This window comes from Oligoflexus tunisiensis (assembly GCF_001748245.1).
In the GTDB taxonomy this organism is placed as follows: Bacteria; Bdellovibrionota_B; Oligoflexia; order Oligoflexales; family Oligoflexaceae; genus Oligoflexus; species Oligoflexus tunisiensis.
Genome location: NZ_BDFO01000001.1, coordinates 4,399,571 through 4,417,460 on the forward strand (window position 1 = coordinate 4,399,571; position 17,890 = coordinate 4,417,460).

Annotated in this window: 14 protein-coding genes; 4 read left to right on the forward strand and 10 right to left on the reverse strand. The window is 57.0% G+C overall.

The window, feature by feature from the left end:
• Position 1: 1 nt before the first annotated feature.
• The 8 genes from leuC to OLTU_RS18235 form a co-directional block, all read right to left on the reverse strand.
• Positions 2-1,384 carry a 3-isopropylmalate dehydratase large subunit gene (leuC, locus tag OLTU_RS18200; protein ID WP_141734187.1) on the reverse strand — a complete coding sequence of 461 codons (1,383 nt, stop codon included), beginning with the start codon at positions 1,382-1,384 and terminating at the stop codon, positions 2-4.
• Positions 1,362-2,345 carry a branched-chain amino acid transaminase gene (locus tag OLTU_RS18205; RefSeq protein WP_141734188.1) on the reverse strand — a complete coding sequence of 328 codons (984 nt, stop codon included), beginning with the start codon at positions 2,343-2,345 and terminating at the stop codon, positions 1,362-1,364. The genes leuC and OLTU_RS18205 overlap by 23 nt, the downstream gene beginning before the upstream one ends.
• Before the next feature lies 1 nt (position 2,346).
• Positions 2,347-3,564: a 2-isopropylmalate synthase gene (locus tag OLTU_RS18210; RefSeq protein WP_141734189.1), complete on the reverse strand. Its 1,218-nt coding sequence runs from the start codon at positions 3,562-3,564 to the stop codon at positions 2,347-2,349.
• The gene (locus OLTU_RS18215; protein ID WP_141734190.1) at positions 3,542-3,856 is read right to left on the reverse strand and encodes an ACT domain-containing protein; all 315 of its coding nucleotides are present in this window, start codon (positions 3,854-3,856) and stop codon (positions 3,542-3,544) included. The genes OLTU_RS18210 and OLTU_RS18215 overlap by 23 nt, the downstream gene beginning before the upstream one ends.
• Positions 3,840-5,504 carry an acetolactate synthase 2 catalytic subunit gene (ilvG, locus tag OLTU_RS18220; protein ID WP_141734191.1) on the reverse strand — a complete coding sequence of 555 codons (1,665 nt, stop codon included), beginning with the start codon at positions 5,502-5,504 and terminating at the stop codon, positions 3,840-3,842. Before ilvG ends, OLTU_RS18215 begins: the two co-directional genes overlap by 17 nt.
• Entirely contained in the window at positions 5,479-6,513 is a 1,035-nt protein-coding gene (gene ilvC, locus OLTU_RS18225) for a ketol-acid reductoisomerase (protein WP_141734192.1), read from the reverse strand. The genes ilvG and ilvC overlap by 26 nt, the downstream gene beginning before the upstream one ends.
• A gap of 143 nt (positions 6,514-6,656) precedes the next feature.
• Positions 6,657-8,285 (reverse strand): dihydroxy-acid dehydratase, encoded by a 1,629-nt coding sequence (gene ilvD, locus OLTU_RS18230; protein WP_218110111.1) that lies wholly within the window; start codon positions 8,283-8,285, stop codon positions 6,657-6,659.
• Between the two features lie 486 nt (positions 8,286-8,771).
• A complete protein-coding gene (locus OLTU_RS18235; RefSeq protein WP_141734194.1) occupies positions 8,772-10,046 on the reverse strand; it encodes a pyridoxal phosphate-dependent aminotransferase in 1,275 nt (424 codons plus the stop codon).
• Positions 10,047-10,273: 227 nt separating this feature from the next.
• On the opposite strand from OLTU_RS18235, the gene OLTU_RS18240 reads away from it, so the two are divergent.
• The gene (locus OLTU_RS18240; RefSeq protein ID WP_141734195.1) at positions 10,274-10,813 is read left to right on the forward strand and encodes a hypothetical protein; all 540 of its coding nucleotides are present in this window, start codon (positions 10,274-10,276) and stop codon (positions 10,811-10,813) included.
• Between the two features lie 32 nt (positions 10,814-10,845).
• On the opposite strand, the gene OLTU_RS18245 is transcribed toward OLTU_RS18240, so the two are convergent.
• Positions 10,846-11,388: a penta-EF hand family protein gene (locus OLTU_RS18245; RefSeq protein WP_141734196.1), complete on the reverse strand. Its 543-nt coding sequence runs from the start codon at positions 11,386-11,388 to the stop codon at positions 10,846-10,848.
• 206 nt (positions 11,389-11,594) lie between these two features.
• On the opposite strand from OLTU_RS18245, the gene OLTU_RS18250 reads away from it, so the two are divergent.
• Entirely contained in the window at positions 11,595-13,895 is a 2,301-nt protein-coding gene (locus OLTU_RS18250; RefSeq protein ID WP_141734197.1) for a glucosidase family protein, read from the forward strand.
• 46 nt (positions 13,896-13,941) lie between these two features.
• Here OLTU_RS18250 and OLTU_RS18255 read toward each other — a convergent pair whose 3' ends face one another.
• Positions 13,942-14,694, reverse strand: coding sequence for an EF-hand domain-containing protein (locus OLTU_RS18255; protein ID WP_141734198.1), 753 nt, complete (start codon positions 14,692-14,694; stop codon positions 13,942-13,944).
• A gap of 283 nt (positions 14,695-14,977) precedes the next feature.
• Here OLTU_RS18255 and OLTU_RS18260 point away from each other — a divergent pair, with 283 nt between their 5' ends.
• A complete protein-coding gene (locus OLTU_RS18260; protein ID WP_141734199.1) occupies positions 14,978-15,676 on the forward strand; it encodes a hypothetical protein in 699 nt (232 codons plus the stop codon).
• Between the two features lie 236 nt (positions 15,677-15,912).
• On the forward strand, positions 15,913-17,890 hold a 1,978-nt coding region (locus OLTU_RS32405; RefSeq protein WP_218110113.1), incomplete at its 3' end, for a hypothetical protein.

Here is a 17,890-nt window from a genome sequence, read left to right on the forward strand (position 1 = left end):
CCTAAAGCAGGAAAACCCGTGGATCGGTCAAGTGCCCGGTCACAGCCGTGGCCGCGGCGGTCAAGGGACTGGCGAGGATGGTGCGCGAACCCTTGCCCTGGCGTCCCGCAAAGTTGCGATTGCTGGTGCTGACCGCCAGCTGGCCCGGCTGCAGCTGATCGCCATTCATGGCAATGCACATGGAGCAGCCCGGCTCCCGCCATTCAGCGCCGGCGTCCAGAAAAATGCGGGCCAGACCTTCCACTTCAGCCTGCTTTTTCACCTTCACGGAACCGGGCACCACCATCAGGCGCAAGCCCGGCGCTATACGGCGGCCTTTCAAAATTTTGGCGGCGGCCCGCAGGTCGCTGATTCGCGAGTTGGTGCAGCTGCCGATAAAGACCACATCGATCGGAGCGCCTTCCACCTTTTGTCCCGGCTGCCACTCCATGTAAGCCCGCGCGCCCTGCAGCTGCTCATCCGCCGGCACCACTTCCTGAATGCCGATCGCCTGATCCGGAGAGGTTCCAAAGGTCACCATCGGCGTGATGCGACTCGCATCCAGTAAAATCTCGCGATCAAAGACGGCATCGGGATCGCTTCGGAGCTGGCGCCAGTCCTCCAAGGCCCGATTCCAGTCCGCACCGGATGGGGCATAAGGCCGATCCTTGAGAAAGGCAAAGGTCCGTTCATCGGGAGCGATCAGACCGGCCTTGGCTCCGGCTTCGATGCTCATGTTGCAAAGCGTCATGCGCGCTTCCATATCGAGCGCGTTGATCGCCGGGCCGCGATATTCCAGCACATAGCCTGTACCCCCGCCGGCCCCGAGCTTTTGAATGATGGCCAGAATCAGATCCTTGGCCGTGACGCCGCGCCCCAGCTGACCTTCGACATGCACGGCGAGGGTTTTCGGCTTTTTCTGCAGAAGACACTGCGTGGCCAGCACGTGGCCGACTTCACTGGTGCCGATGCCGAAGGCGAGGGCTCCGAACGCCCCATGCGTGCTGGTATGGGAATCACCACAGACGATGGTCTGACCGGGAAGCGTCAGCCCGAGTTCCGGAGCGATCACATGGATGATGCCCTGCGACGCGGAACCAAGATCAAAGAGGGGAATCGCAAAATCCTGGCAGTTGCGCCGGAGGGTTTCCACCTGCTGGCGGGCCTGGTCATCGACATAGGCTTCGCGCCGTGCATCGGTGGGAATGGAATGATCGAGGGTGGCAAAGGTTTGATCCGGGCGCCGCACCCGGAGACCCCTTTGACGAAGTTCGGTAAAGGCCTGCGGCGAGGTCACCTCATGCACGAGGTGACGATCGATATAGAGGACGGCCGGGTGGTCGGCGGATTCCGCCGCCACCTCATGCGCTGTCCAGATTTTGTCAAGAAGGGTCCGAGGATGCATAGGAAGCCTCCAGGATATGCGGAGGGGCCTCGAATTTTTTCAATGGCTCGAGCCAGCCCCAACGATCTTCCGTTTCACCTTTGAAAAGACCAAAGAAAGCCTTCTGGAGCGCACGCGTGATCGGACCTGGTTTGCCGTCCTTCACCTTGCGTCCATCCACACTGCGAATCGGGACGATTTCCGCCGCCGTACCGGTGAAGAAAAGTTCATCCGCCAGATACAGGAGTTCGCGTGGATAGGTGCCTTCTTCGAGCTCATAACCGAGACTTTGCGCCAGTTGAATCACGGTATCGCGCGTGATGCCTTCGAGGATGGAGCAGTGGATGGAAGGCGTATAAATTTTTCCATTCCGCACGATAAAGAGATTTTCCCCGGGACCTTCGCTCAGAAAGCCCTGACTGTTCAGAGCAATGGCTTCGGTATAACCATGCCGCCTGGCTTCATCGACCATGAAGAACGAGGCCAGATAATTGCCGCCGGCTTTGGCCAGCTGCGGATGCGTGTTGGGCGCGGCGCGTTGCCACGAGGTTACGCAGGTGTCGATGCCTTCGTCCAGACCTTTGGCCCCGAGGTAGGCACCCCATTCGAAGGCGGCGATCGACAGTTCCAAACGAGTGACGGCCGTGGGCATCACGCCGATGCTGCCATAACCGTAGAAAATAATGGGACGAACGTAAGCACCTTCCAGACCATTGACGGCCACCACTTTATGGATGGCCTCACTGATTTGATCTTCATCATAGGTCACCGGCATCTTGTAGATCGACGCCGATTCAAGCAGTCGTTTGGAGTGCTCGCGCAGGCGGAAAAACGCCGGCCCCGTGCTCGTGTTGTAACAGCGGATGCCTTCGAAAACACTGGTTCCGTAGTGGAGAGCATGCGACAGCACATGCACGGTGGCCTCTTCCCAAGGGACCAGGGTTCCACGATGCCAAATCCAATTGCTGGGCTTAATAGACATGTTACACTCCTCGTAGGGAATAGTTTGCGAGCACAGGGGACGTATGGGCCGCAGTGTGCACGATATCCCTTACGATGGCCAGCAATTCATGCTCCTCGGGTTCTTTTTTCTGGTCACAAAGACGTTTGAAGGCGTTGAAAGCCTCTTCAAACTGCATCTCGGTGCAGTGAATATCCCTCTCCTCCATCCAATAATGGAACGCATGACGCCCGGAATGTTTGCCGAGCACCATACGATTGCCTGTGCGTCCAACGTCTTCCGGACGCATGATCTCATAGGTCGCAGGATGCATGAGCACTCCGTGCTGATGAATGCCGGCTTCGTGGGCAAAGGCATTCAGGCCCACCACTGCCTTGTTGCGCGGCACGGCGAGGCCGGTGATGCGGGTCAGCATGGTGCTGGCGTATACCAGGTTCTGGGTGTTGATGCCGGTGTCGAGCCCGTAATAGTCCCGACGGGTTTTCAGCGCCATCACCAGCTCCTCGAGGGAACAGTTGCCCGCCCGTTCGCCTATTCCATTGATGGTACATTCGACCTGACGGGCTCCAGCCTCGATGGCCGCCAGGCTGTTGGCGACCGCGAGACCGAGATCATTGTGACAATGCACACTGAGCACGGCCTTGTCGATATTGGGAACCTTGGCTTTCAGGTAACGGATCAAACTCCCAAACTGATAAGGCACGGCATAGCCCACCGTATCCGGAATGTTGATGACCGTGGCACCCGCTTCAATGGCTTCATACACGGCTTCCGCCAGAAACTCGGGCTCGGTGCGCGCGGCGTCCTCGGCGGAAAATTCCACCTCATCGAAAAGATCGCGGGCCAGGGTTAAACCTTCCCGCAAACACTGCAGAACCTCGCCACGGTTCATGCGCAGTTTATAGGTCCGATGGATTTCACTGGTCGCCAGAAAGATATGCGCCCGGCTGCGTCTGGCGGAACGCAGGGCGAGTTCGGTGCGCACGATATCATCCCGACGACAGCGGGAGAGCCCGGCCAGGGTCGGGCCTGTCACCGCATCGGCGATGGCCCGCACAGCCGCGTAATCCCCTTCGGAACTCGCCGGAAATCCGCATTCGATGACATCGACATTGAGTTGCGCGAGCACTTCGGCCATCTGAACCTTTTCCTCAAGGTTCATCGAAGCACCCGGCGACTGTTCCCCATCACGCAGGGTCGTATCGAAAATTCTTACACTATCCACGGCTGGAGTTTGCATACACTGGCCTCCTTATCACCTGATTCATGCCCCGGCTTTCGAATTTGGGCAGCACGGCGGGGAGTGCGCCCACGGTCACTTCAATGACTTCGCAAAGCTTTTCGATTTGTAGGGAAAGGTGCGTCAGCGGACGCTCGCTGTCGCCTTCGATTTCGATATGGATCAGATTCTGCTCCTGATCGCAGGTGGCCTTGAGACTGCGCGTGCTGTAGCCGCGATGGCGGAAAACGCGCAGGATCCGTTCCATAACCCCTTCCTCATCGTGGGCGAGGATTTCAGCGTGATAAAGCATAGGATGAGCCCTCCATCATTTGGATATTGGATTTGCCGGGTGGAACCAAAGGCCACACATTTTCCTGGGGATCGATGCGCACATGCAAAAGGCAGGGACCGGGATGATTGATCAGATAATCAATGCCAGGCATTTCATCCAGGCGATCCTGAATCGTCATGCCGTCGATGCCAAAGGATCGAGCCAGCGCCACGAAGTCGGGATTGTCCGAGAGGTCCACCGCACTGTAACGTTCCTGAAAGAAGAGTTCCTGCCACTGCCGCACCATGCCCAGTCTTTGATTGTCAAAGAGCAGAATCTTCACCGGCAGGGAATAGCGATTGATGGTCGCCAGTTCCTGAATGTTCATCATGATGGACCCATCGCCGCTGCAACAGATCACCAGCGCATCGGGATTGCCGAGCTGGGCTCCGATCGCGGCGGGAACACCGTAACCCATGGTGCCGAGGCCTCCACTGGTCAGATGATCGGTCGGATGCTGCAGGGCGAAATGCTGCGCGAGCCACATCTGATGCTGACCGACATCGGCGGTCACGATCGTGCGACGGGGCACAAGACGCGACAGCAGCTGCAAAAAGCGCGGGGCATAGATGCCATCGCCCGGGGCTTCATAGTTCCAACGGAACTCGTCCTTCCAGACCAGGCACTGTTCGAGCCAATCCACCTTTTCCAGCGGAATGGTCAGGGCTTTCAGGTTGGGCTCCAGGGGGCCGCAGAGCGAAACCTCCGGGGCCCGGTTCTTGCCAATTTCCGCCGGATCGATATCCATATGGATCACCCGGGCGTTCGGCGCGAATTCCTGCAGTTTTCCCGTGGCGCGATCATCGAAGCGGGCGCCGATGGCGATCAGAAGATCACAGTTTTCCACCGCGTAGTTGGCTGCCTTCATCCCATGCATGCCGAGCATGCCGAGAAATAAAGGATGTTCGGTTTCAATCGAGCCGAGGCCTTTCAGCGTCGCCACCACCGGAAAGCGCGTGGTGTTGACAAAGTTCCGAAAGGCCCGCACACAACCGGCAATCCCCACCCCACCGCCGACATAAATCAACGGCCGTTCGGCCTCCCGGATCATCTGCGCGGCCCTTGGCAAAGCGGATTCCGTGACCAGGGTCGGGCGTGGTTCCAAAGGCGGCCAGGCGTCCAGTGTTTCCACCGGATGAATGGAAATATCCTTGGGCAGGTCGATTAGCACGGGACCGGGTCGACCGCTGCGGGCAATTTCAAAGGCCCGGCGCACCATTCCGTAAAGTTCATGAGCATGACGCGCCACAAAACTATGCTTCACCACGCCGAGGCACATGCCGAAGATATCCACTTCCTGAAAGGCATCGGTACCCATCATCGGAGTGGCCACCTGACCGGTGATGCACACCATCGGCACCGAATCCAAAAACGCATTGGCGATCCCGGTCACGAGGTTGGTGGCCCCGGGTCCCGAGGTGGCGATGCACACGCCGACCTTGCCCGTGGCGCGGGCATAACCATCCGCGGCCAGGGACGCGCCCTGTTCATGCCGCACAAGGATGGTTTGAAAGCCGGCATCCAGCAGTCGATCAAACACCGGCATGATCGCGCCGCCTGGATAGCCAAAAACCAGGTCCGTGCCCTCGTGTTCGAGAGCCTTAATGATGGCGTCGGCTCCGATCATCGGTTTTATCTCCTGCTTGTTGAATCCAACTCATCTGTGAACGCAGACGCTTCCCGGTCGACTCGATTTCATGCCGCAGTTCCTCCTGCAGCTGGGACCGATAATTTTTCAGGCCCGTTTCATACTCGTTCTGCCAGCGCGCCGCAAAGGTTCCGTCCTGGATTTCCTCGAGGATTCTTTGCATATTGCGGCGCGCGTGGGCATCGATCACCCGACGGCCGCTGACGAGTGTTCCGTATTTCGCGGTATCGCTGATGAACTGATGCATCTTGGCGAGACCGCCTTCATAAAGGAGGTCCACGATCAATTTCAATTCGTGCAGGCATTCAAAATAAGCGAGTTCGGGTTGATAGCCGGCGGACACCAGGGTTTCAAAACCAGCCTTCACGAGTTCGGTGGCTCCTCCGCACAGAACGGCCTGCTCACCGAAGAGGTCGGTTTCCGTTTCCTCCTTGAAGGTCGTTTCCAGAACCCCCGCGCGCGTGCCACCAATCTTGTGTGCATATTGCAGCGCTTTTTGTTTCGCATGCCCGGAGGGGTTGGCTTCCACGGCGATCAAACAGGGCACGCCCTTGCCTTCCTCATACTGCCGCCTGACCAGAGCGCCTGGTCCCTTGGGCGCGCAGAGGATCACGTCATGTTCCGGACCGGGTTCGATGCGACCATAGTGAATGGAGAAGCCATGCGCGAAAAGCAGCGTGGCATCATGCTTCATATATGGCCGCACGTCCTCTTCATACATGGCTTTTTGCGGCATATCCGGCGTCAGAAAGCAGATCAGATCCGCCTCGCGCACGGCAGCGGCTACGCTTTGCACCGCCCAGCCATCCACCATGGCCTGTTCGTAGCTCGGTCCTCCTTCCCGCACACCGACGCGCACATTGCAGCCGCTGTCACGCAGGTTAAGAGCATGGGCCCGCCCCTGGCTGCCGTAACCGAGTACGGCGATGGCAAGGCCATCGATCAGGGTGGTGTCAAGATTCTGCTGGGCAAAGAATGCTGCGCTCATCAGTGTGTCTCCTATGAAGTTGGCAAAGCGCTGCCATGACCCTTGCTGGGTGACTTCCGTCACCCCCGAAGGGGGTCGTGTTCTGTCATCCCCGAAACTGGGGCGTATTCTGTTATCCCCGAAGGGAGCCGGGTTGCGAAACGTTACGTATCAAAATCAGGCTGCGTACTCGCCCCCTGCGCCGCGGAACCGACCTCGCGTATGTACTTTCCAAACACCCCACGTTCAAAACGCGGCTTGGGTGCGTTCCAATACATCCGACGACTCTCAAGATCCGCATCCACATTCAACCGCCGCGCCGGCACATCAATCGTAATGCGATCCCCATCACGCAGGAGCGCGATTGGTCCCCCGACATGAGCCTCGGGTGCGATATGGCCAATACAAAGCCCATGCGTCGCGCCACTGAAACGTCCATCAGTCAGCAGAGCCACCGAATCGCCGAGTCCCGCTCCAATCAAGGCCGCGGTCACCGCGAGCATCTCGGGCATGCCCGGCGCTCCTTTCGGTCCCATATAGCGAATCACCACCACATCACCGGGCTGGATCCGCCCTTCCTGGCAGGCGGCGAAGGTATCCTGCTCGGAATCAAAGACCCGCGCCGGCCCTTCAAATCGCTGTATATCCTTGCCCGACAGTTTCAAAACACAACCGTCCGGCGCCAGATCGCCTTTCAGGATGGCAAAGGCTCCGCGGCTTTTCAAAGGCTTCGCAATATTCAGCACTACGTCCTGTCCGGGACGTTCCTTCACCTCATCGGCCTCCTCTTTCAAGGTGCGACCGATGACAGTGGGGGCATCCACCAGCATGCCGGCGGCAAAAAGTTTGCGGCAGACCAGAGCCACCCCACCCTCGCGTTCCAGGTCAGTGGCCATATAGCGTCCAAAGGGTTTAAGATCTGCAATCAAAGGAACCTCCGCTGCAATCCGATCGAAAAGTTCAATCGGCAACGGCACGTTCGCCTCACGCGCCAGCGCGAGAAGATGCAGTACGGCATTGGTCGAACCGCCGGTGGCACAGACAGCGACGATGGCATTGCGGAAGGCATCGGGAGTTAGAAAGTGGCGGGAGGTGATTTGATCCTGGAGGTTTTTCATCACGATTTCACCGCAGCGGAAGGCGGCGTGATCCTTGCGGGGGTCGAGGGCTGGCACTTCACTGAGTCCGATCGGTGACAGCCCCATAACCGAGAAGGCCATGGCCATCGTATTTGCGGTGAATTGCCCACCGCAGGCTCCAGCGCCCGGACAGGCGCGATTCTCCAGACTGCAGAGTTCATCATCCGTCATGCGACCCGCGCTGTGTGCACCGACCGCTTCAAACACATCCTGAATGGTGACGCTCTGGCCCCGCCATTGACCAGGCGCAATGGATCCTCCATAAAACAGGACCGAAGGAAGATCGAGGCGCGCCATTGCCATCGCGGCTCCCGGTATGGTTTTATCACAACCGACGATGGCCACGAGTCCATCGAAGAGATGCGACTGGACCATCAGCTCAATGGAGTCCGCAATCACCTCGCGGGAAACCAGCGAACCGCGCATGCCCTGAGTGCCCATCGTAATGCCGTCGGACACCGCGATGGTATTGAATTCTATCGGAGTGCCACCGCGCGCGCGGATCCCTTCCTTCACCTTCTGCGCGAGGCGCCTGAGATGAAAGTTGCAAGGCGTGACTTCGGTCCACGTGTTGGCGATCCCGATCAAAGGCTTGTCGAGATCGTCATCCGTAAGACCCGTGGCCTTGAGCATGGCCCGTGCCGGGGGACGCATTGTGATTTCCTTGCTCCGATAGTGCATAAAATCCTCTGCATGGCGGTTAAATCAAAAGCCCCCAACACTTTTCAGGGTGTTGGGGGCTCCGTCTTTCGCTTTTAAGCTTTACGGCGGGCCCCCGTTGGCAATAAGGAGTACGAGGCCATGAAGCACGAGAATGAGAATAAGGGAAAAAAGTCGCACGGATGCAGCGCTGGCACCTGCAGCTTGCATGGGAACGTTTTGTGTAATGTGCGACCTCATCATGTTCTCTTCCCGGTTGCTGTCGTTACTGACCCTAATTTCCTCTTCACTGGCTGCAAAGTCAACCAGCCCGCGATGAAAGTTTGGAAACGGCTCACCAAATGGTAACTTCTTTGCCCGCAATGGATGGATAGAAGACTGTTATCGTGGAGAAATTTCAGAGGACGAAAGGCAATCTTCCGCGTTGGGAAGGAAGAAAAGGAAGATCCGCACGCAGGCGCGGGACCTTCCATCGTACACTTATGCGCCTTGGGCAGCAGCCTCGGCAATCACCTCTTTCAGCCTTGCGAGGCCGCGTTCCACTTCCGTGAGACTCGGCCCGAAACTGAAACGAACATACTTATTGAGCCTTGAGGGAATGTGTCCCCGACGATTGCCCGGATTCACATCAAAGAATTTCCCAGGCACAACGATGACCTGTTTCTGCAGAGCGGCTTCAAAAAAATGCATGCCATCCTGCAGTGAGGACGGAAGTTTTTCCAGACCGGCAAAGCAATAAAAACCGGCGATCGGCGGCGCCGGCAGACGGAAGCCCATATTAATGAGCGAGCGCATCATGAGTTCGCGCTTTTTCGCGAATTCCTTTTGAATAATGCGGGCCTGCTGATCGGCGACCTTCACATCGAGCAGGGGGATGGCAGCCTTCTGCAGAGGATGGGCCGCCCCTCCATCCAGGAAGGATCCGGCCGAGGCGATTCTTTGAATGATGGCCTTGGGACCGATGGTCCACGAAATGCGTAGTCCTGGGTAACGCCAGTTCTTGGTCAGGCCATCGACCACGATAACCATTTCCTTGTTCACGTCCTCCACATACCGGCTCGCCGAGAGCGAGACGGATTCGAGGGCGGCGCTATCATAGAGATAATGGGAATAAAACTCATCGAAGATGAGAGCGCAGCGCTGGCGCCGGCCGATCTCCACATAGCGTTCCAGTTCCCCGCCGTGAATCGCCTGGCCGGTTGGGTTGTTGGGGTTCGAGAGCAGCACGGCCCCAAGGCCTCGGCTGACGATTTCCTCTTCCAGCTGACCGGCCGTGGCGCGAAATTGATCCTTTTCCTTGAGCACGATCGGAATGGGCACAAATCCTTTGAAGGCATCGAAGAGTTCTTCATAGGCTGTGTAATCCGGCAGGTAATGCCCGAGGTGCACGCGTCCCAGCGAGGCCGCCACGCGCGCCAGCCCGGTGCGTCCGCCCGACGAGATGGCAACATTTTCGTAAGTATACTGCGACTTCATGCCGCGCCGGTAGCGCTTGTTATAAAGCTCGGCCACCGCCTCGCGCAGCTCCTTTTGCCCCGCAACCGGGCTGTATTCGCTCAACGTCGCGTCAATCACAACAGTTTCCAGACGCTCCTCACCGTCCGCCAGTGCTCCCGTCTCCGGCGCTCCCTGCCCAAGGTTGGCCCACTCCGCCGCGCCGTAGTGAAAGCCGGCCTGCTGGGCTTTGGTCATAACATAAATCACGCCCGTATTGGGCACTTCGCGAAAACTGGGGAACTGATCCGGCGGCATCATTGCATTCACATTCCTTGCTTTTGGGTAAAACACTCTTTCATCCATCATAGGTGGTTTCCACCGATTTGGCCAAGAGAGCTGCCGAGGGCAGCGCCCCAGTATGCGGGAGAGGAGCTTGAAGGGCCAACGAAAAAACTGGTACGACCCTTGCTTTTCACCCTCTGGCTGTCGCTTATGGGCGAAAAGGCTCATGACGACCAAAAAGTTTGCATGAAGGGAGAAACACCATGCGACAAGAACAGTCTCAGGAACACCTGAACACTTTGCCCGATGAAACCCTCATTCCCTCAGATCTGCGTGAATCCATTCAGGATACCGCAGACAAATTGAAAGCGCTGGGTGATCAGCTGCGGATCAAACTCCACCTGGTGGGTTTGGAAGCGAAGGATTTGAAATCCGAACTCTTCGATTCGGTGGACAGCCTAAGCCGTCGTCTCAGCGACTATGCCGGAACATTGGAGAAAACCAAGGAATCCGCAGAAGTGCAGCTCCATTTGGGCCTGATGGACGCCCGCAAGCGTTGGGATGAAACCTTGGAACAGGCGGGACAGGCTCTGAAGTTATTCCAAGAGGACAAAAGCAAAGCCCTGGCTTTCCTGCAGGACATGCGCGTTCAAGCTAAACTGGCCCAGGCGGAAACCACCGAGGCCTTGCAGGATACCAAATCGGAATGGTCGGATAATTTGAAGGAGATCAGCCGGCAGGGAGCCTCCGCTTTGAAACGCATGAACAAAAGCGTCGGGGACTTTCTGCAAAGTCTCTCATAAGGGAAGGGAGCGACCCTCCCCTTCTCCTGCCCTTATTCCTCGAAGAACGTACAAATCTCATAGAAATGCTTGAGCACCGGGCGAAGGTTCAGCCACCAGCCGGCTTTCTCAGCTTCCTTGATGATCGTGGGACAGGCGACTTCCAGGGTCTTGGCCTTGATCTGGTCCAGCACCATCTGGGTCAGCACACGGATGTCGGCAAGATCGATACGGCCGTTGGCATTGCTGTCAGCCAAAAGCAAAATGACTGACTTAATGGTTTCCTTGAAGTTATCCATCTCGGGACCGAAGTCGATGCGGCCGTTGCCGTTCTCATCGAACTGAGTGATCAGCTGCTCCTTGATGTCTTCAATCTGCGTAATAAACTCACCGATATCCTGGATCACGTCGCCAATGCCGCTCAGACGGGGGGTGTCCACGCCAGCTTCTGCATGCTGCTGCGACATGTAGACCAGAGCCATGGCCTGGAGTTCAAGATCCGTCTGACGATCGTGAACCGCACCCCAAGCGAGGCTGCTGGAGAAAAGAAGGGACATGACGGCACCGATGAACGTTCTGCAAACAACTGTTTTCATAAATGGGCTCCTTGGATTGAAGTGAACGCAGCTTAACGCAAGGCTTTGGCCTTGTCATGAAAATTTTGAGGGTTGGGTGACTTCACCCTTTGACCTTTTTCCCGGCCCCGGCATCATACGGCCATGGAATTTGGAGAGAACCTTCACGGAAAGGATTTCATCTCATGCCTGTTGTCATGCTTACGCTGCTGCTGGGGAGTCAACTGATGAGCGCTGTTCCGAAGGCTGAACCTGTACAACTTCCCGAACTCCATTCCGGTCATGGCACCCTGGATGAACTCTTCACCCTGACGATGCGGGAGGTGCAGGAAAATTCCGTAGCCAACATTCGGGATGGAGCCTTTCAATACGGCCAGGAGCTGCCCTGCCCCTGCTTTGAAACCGGTGAGCTTTGGCATTATGTCTGGACCCGTGACACCGCCTACGCGGTGGATCTGGGTTTGGGCTGGCTCGATCCGCAGCGCAGTCAGGAAACCCTGCTGTTCAAGGTGTCCGAGGCCAGGCAGAAATCGCGCTTCGGCATGGGTCCGGAGATCGTGCAGGACACCGGCAGCGGCGGCAGCTGGCCGATCAGCACCGATCGCGTGGTCTGGGGTCTGGGGGCGGAGCGCCTTTTGCCCCTTTTGAAGGACGAGGCGCGCGAGAATTTTTTTCTTCAGGCTTATGAAGCTTTGAAAAATACCCTGGAAACCGATCGCCACGTGGTCTTTGATCCCAGGCATGGCCTCTATCGTGGGGAACAGTCCTTTTTGGATTGGCGCGAGCAGAGTTATCCCAGCTGGACCCAGTCTGATGTGAGAGCCATCGCGGAAAGTTTCGCCCTTTCCACCAATGTTCTGCATCTTTTCGCGTTGCGTCAGGCCTCGCGTTATGCTGCAAAACGGGGGGATGCCGTTCGCCGGGATCGCTATGCGCGCTGGGCCGAGGAGCTGGCGCCCAGGATTCGGGATTTTTTCTGGCTGCCCCATGTGGGAATGTTTTCCTCGATGAGCAGCGCCACGGATCCTGCGTTTCCTTTGGAGAAGTTTGATCTGCTCGGTCAATCCCTGGCGGTGCTGGCTGGACTGGCCACGCCCGAGGAAAGCCTGCGCCTCTTCTCGCTGTATCCGCTGCATCGGCCCGGGCCTCCGGTGCTGCATCCGCAGCTGCCGGCCACAGCCATTTATCATAACCGCGCGGTCTGGCCTTTTGTAACAGCCTACGCGATCAAGGCCGCAGCACGGTCGGGTCATGCGCCTTTCGTTTCCGTGGCCATGCAAAGCCTTTGGGATGGAGCGGTGCGGCACGGTTCGCATATGGAAAATATGGAATTTCTCTCGGGGCGGACTCATGTGGAGGATGGTGCCTACTCGGGACCTGTTGTGAATTCGCGGCGCCAGCTCTGGTCGGTGGCGGCCTTTGTTTCGACGATTTTGGATGGCATATTGGGAATCACGGCCGCGGAGGATGAGCTGCGTTTCGCGCCACGACTCACCCACATGATCGCGCAGCGCTGGGTTCCAGGCGGGCGGATGGAACTGCGGGATCTGCAGTGGCGTGGCAAGCGTTTGCATGTGGAATTGCGCTGGCCGAATCTCAGCGGCCTCGGCGATGGTTTTTTGGAGGTGGAGCGGATCACCTGGAATGGGAAGGTGATCAAGGGGCCTGGTCTGAGTTTTGCGCAACTGGCGAAGGACAATAATATTCGGATTGATCTGGTTCCGGGGGCCGTGGTTTCGGGTTTGACATTAAATCAACCCGAGGTGGGCCCTGGCCCGGCGCTTTCGAATGATGATTACAAAAGGATGTTTGCGCCGATGGAGCCACGCCTCCATTGGGTGAAGGATGGGACGCTGCAAATCGAACACCGTGAAATAAATCCGACCCGTTGGGATCTTTATCGCAATGGGAATCTGCTGGTCTCTGATCTCACGATTGATACCTGGGAGGTGCCGGAGAATGGTTGCTATACGGCGATTCAGAAGTATGAGGGCGGTGGACTGAGCTCGCATCCCTCTCCCGAGATGTGTCGCACCACCTGGACTGTGGAATGGACCAAGGCCAATGGGCAGTTAATAAGTCCGGATGGGGCATCCGAGGCCTATGATCATGGGAGGCCGCATTTCAATGATTGGGGATGGCCTCAACAGGTCCTGGAGGTAGCGTCCTTCGAGGTGCCGCACGATGGGCCGTATCGGCTGGAGCTTGCGTTTGGGAATGCGTTTGGGCCGATCAGCACGGGCATTACCGCTGCTGTGAAATGGCTGGAGGTTTTCGATCCTTTAAATGGAGACGTCCAGAGTGCGCCGCTTGTCATGCCGCATCAAGCTCACTGGGATGTGTGGGCCTGGTCATCGGCAGCGCCTTTGGATCTGAAGGCCGGGCGTGCGTATCGGCTGCGTATTTCCGATGGGAAGAATATGAGTTATCTGAAGCACTTTGAGCGCTATACGGCGGGGAGCGGGGGCGTCGGTGGGCCCTTGAATCGCGTGAATATCAGCGGAGTTCGGCTGCGTTCGGTGGAATGATGAAACGCTGAGGCCTTCGGCTGCTGGTCCGAAGGCCCTTCTGGTTTCAGGCTTCCTGGGCCTCTTCAATCGAACCTAGTTTGCCTTTGAGTTCATCCAGCTCGGTGTGGAGTTTCTCCAGGGATGCCTTCAACAGCTCCCGCATTTTTTCCTTCTCCTCCTGCACCACAGTCTGGCAGGCGTTCATTTCCTTTTCAATCTCCTGGTCCAGCGCACCTTCATCCAGATCATCCGGCGGACCGGCGTTGGCGGAACGACCCGCGCCTTCTTTCAGGGCTGCAGCCTCTTCGGGCTTGCCGCGTTCACCCGCCTGGGAACAGGCGGCCTTGATTTTGGCCCGGGCATCCTCCTGCGCGCTGCGAATCTCTGCGAGGGTGTCCTGGATCGCAGTGCGGACCTGCTGGCCGAGCTGTTCCAGGCCGGCTTTCTTTTCCTCTGCGCTGACCTCACCGTCCTTGTCACTATCCAGAGCGGCTTTCAGTTCTGCACGCAGCTGTTCCTTCATTTCCTTCCATTGGGCCTTGAGCGCGCTTTTTTCCGCCTCGCTCAAGGTCCCATCACCATCCGTATCCGCTTTGGCGAGAAGTTCCTTGCGCACGGTGGCGACCGGGATGGCTTCCACTCCAAGGATTTCCTTTTGCACTTCCGCCGAGAGACTTAGATAGGCGCTTTCAATATCGGCAGGCGTGTTGTCAGTCGCTGGATTATTGTTACTGCTTGTTTTCTGACATGATGCGCAGCTTATGGCCAGACTGGTTGCAAGAGCCAGTTGCCACATGAGTTGACGTTGAAGTTTCATGATTCTCCCCTCCAGAACTTTTTTTAATACGTGTAGAAAATTTATCGGCAACGTACGCTGGGAATAAAACTTTTCCGCGGACCGGCATGATATCGAGGTCTTGGGAGCCTTCAATTTCTCCAATCCGCCACGATCCGGCCGGAATTTTGTGTATGCATGGGTCAAATTTGTGATCAGCAATAGGCTGTTTTTATTCCATAATATAACAACTCCTCAATTTTCACCAAGTTAGACCGATAAGTTTTTTGTGTATGCCATCAGTCGCATCTTAGAGAGGGGATTTATGAATCACTGGATCGATCGTTATTGGATACATTTTGCTGCGGCTTGCTTTATTGCTTTTGCACTCACGATGTCGGCATGTGGCACGGATACGCTGGATCTCCGCTCCTTTGCCGGTTTATCGCGTCAGGATAAGGTCGACGACGCTGCCTTGTTGAGAGGCAACGGCGCGCCAGCGGGCAAGCACTTCAGTTTGAATTTGATCGGAGTTCCCAAGGGCAAGAAGGCGACGATAACCAGCGGCAACCGCATATTCCTGCCACTGGAAGGTTCGGCGAAAGTCCAGCTGAGTCAGGGCGATTTCCAGGTTCTGGATGCCAACGGTACCGATGGCTCGGCAGCCTTTCAATTGCCGGCTCCTGATGCCGATGGCGATGGTGTGACGTCCTATTCAGTTTTTGCGCGGGCTCTGGGCAAGCCGAATGGCTCCATCAGAGCCAATACCTGTGCTTCCGACGTTGTTTCAGGTGAACTCGTCTGCAGTTTGGAAACACTGGTCCAGGTCCGTACCAAAGGCAAAAGCAGCTTTTCCAATGTCTCGCGTGAGCTGCTTTCCATCTCGGCCGACGTTGATGGCGATGGCAATGTGGAACGTGTCCCGCTGTTTGACTCCAGACTGGAGGATTTTTTCTGGAGTGTGGATAACCAGGGGTTGAAACTCCTGCAATTGCGGTTTGTGGAAGTGCCGACCCGGTTCTAGAATTTCTGGTTTTTTGTCGACAGACGGGAATTGGATCGCAAACAACTGACCGCATAATCATGGAAAATACTTAGGATAATAACCGGCATTCAAGATTCATGAAACCCGACTCGAAAAGGCTTTTGAACGAGTTTATTTGCCAGATCAGAATCTTACGTCCTGACTGAAGCGGGATGTTCGCCCCCCTTAGAGGAAACAAGAGTACCCGACTCGCAAGCCGGAGGGGGCAGTTTACGATGGTCAAGTTCATAGCCGTTTTATCCTTACTGGTGCTTAATGCTTGCAGCGACGGCGTGACCGTGGATGTCGTCGATCGCGCCGCGCAAAACTCAGCCACGCAAACCACTGCCTATAAGCCTGGCAGTAAAGTGGTGGTGGATGCCAGTCGTGATGCGGAATCTGCAGGCACGAGCTATCCCCTGGTCATGCTGGATCCTTCCCAGGTGTGCCGGGGTATTGACTATTATAATAAGGATGGTGTGCTGACGTCGGGCGAACGGGAATGTGATGTCAGCGCGGAGGCGCTTGGACTTTCACCACAAAATATACGTATGGGAGTAACCATCGCCGGCATTACGGGAACCATGATGCCGGTGGACAATCAGTGTACGCAGGATGGTGAAATCGGTTGCGTGACCACCACAGCCATGCCTGCTGTTTCCACACAAAATCTTGCCACCAAAGTTTTGATGGGCGAAACCGTTGCCGGCATTCAAGGCGCGGCGACCGGCATGACCGTTCCGGATTGCGCAGCGGATGGTGCCACGGCCTGCGTGGCGACAGATGCTTTTCCTGCCGTTCAGGCTGCAGGTCTGGCTTCCAAGGTGGCCTTGGGTCAATCCGTGGCCGGTGTTGTCGGGACCGCACCTGCGGAATCGCATAGTCTGTGTAACGCTGATGGCGGCACATCCTGTGTTGTCAGTCTTCCCTATCGTGCGGCTCTGACCACAGGTCTGAGTGACAAAGTCCTCTCCGGACAAACGGTAGCCGGTGTCAGTGGAAACGTCACGCTGCCAGCGTCCAGCGTGGTTCTGTCTGGAACGAGTTTTGGAGTTAACGGCAGCAGTGCATCAGGATCCTTGACCTTGCCGACGGCGGCTAACGTTCGCACGGCGAATGGAGCGTTTGGTGTCGGTGGTTCGAGTGTAACGCCAACCCTGGCCAACTGTTCCACGGATGGTGGCGTCGGTTGTGTTACGGTGGGACCCAACTTTGCGGCGGCATTGACGACCGGTCTGGCGGCGAAAGTTGTCAGCGGGCAGTCGGTGGCTGGTATTTCCGGGTCCGCGCAAGCCGAGTCTCATAGCGATTGTACAAGCGACGGCGACACCGGCTGTGTTGCAACTTCCACTTATACGGCTGCATTGACGACTGGCCTTGCACCAAAGATTGTAACTGGCCAGACGGTTGCGGGTGTGGCGGGTTCGGCCACGGCCGAGTCTCATAACAACTGTGCAGCGGATGGTGACATCGGTTGCGTGGCGACAGCGAATTTCACGGCAGCAGCCACCACGGGCCTCGCTGCGAAAATCGTGTCGGGAAATACAGTGGCTGGTGTCTCCGGTTCTGCCGTTGAGGAATCACACAGCGCCTGTGCAGCCGATGGGGCCACTGGTTGCGTGGCGACGGCTACTTATACTGCGGCTCTGACCACTGGCCTTGCTGCAAAAATTGTATTTGGAAACACCGTCGCAGGTATCGCTGGTTCAACGGCCGCCGAATCCCACATCGCATGTGCTGCGGATGGGGCCACCGGTTGCGTTGCCAATGCTTCGTATACCGCAGCGGCAACGACTGGACTGGGTCCAAAAATTGTTTCGGGTAACACAGTCGCAGGTGTTTTGGGTACCGCGACTGAAGAATCTCACAACAACTGTGCGGCTGATGGCGCGACGGGTTGCGTGGCGACGGCCACTTACACAGCGGCTCTGACCACAGGCCTCGCTGCAAAAATTGTATCCGGTAACACCGTAGCCGGCATCGCTGGCTCCACGGCTGCCGAATCGCACAGCGCTTGTGCTACGGATGGTGCGACCGGTTGTGTTGCCAATGCTTCGTATACCGCAGCGGCAACGACTGGACTGGGTCCAAAAATTGTTTCTGGTAACACGGTCGCAGGTGTTTTGGGAACCGCGACGGAAGAATCTCACAACAACTGTGCGGCTGACGGCGCGACGGGTTGCGTGGCGACGGCCACTTATACTGCGGCTCTGA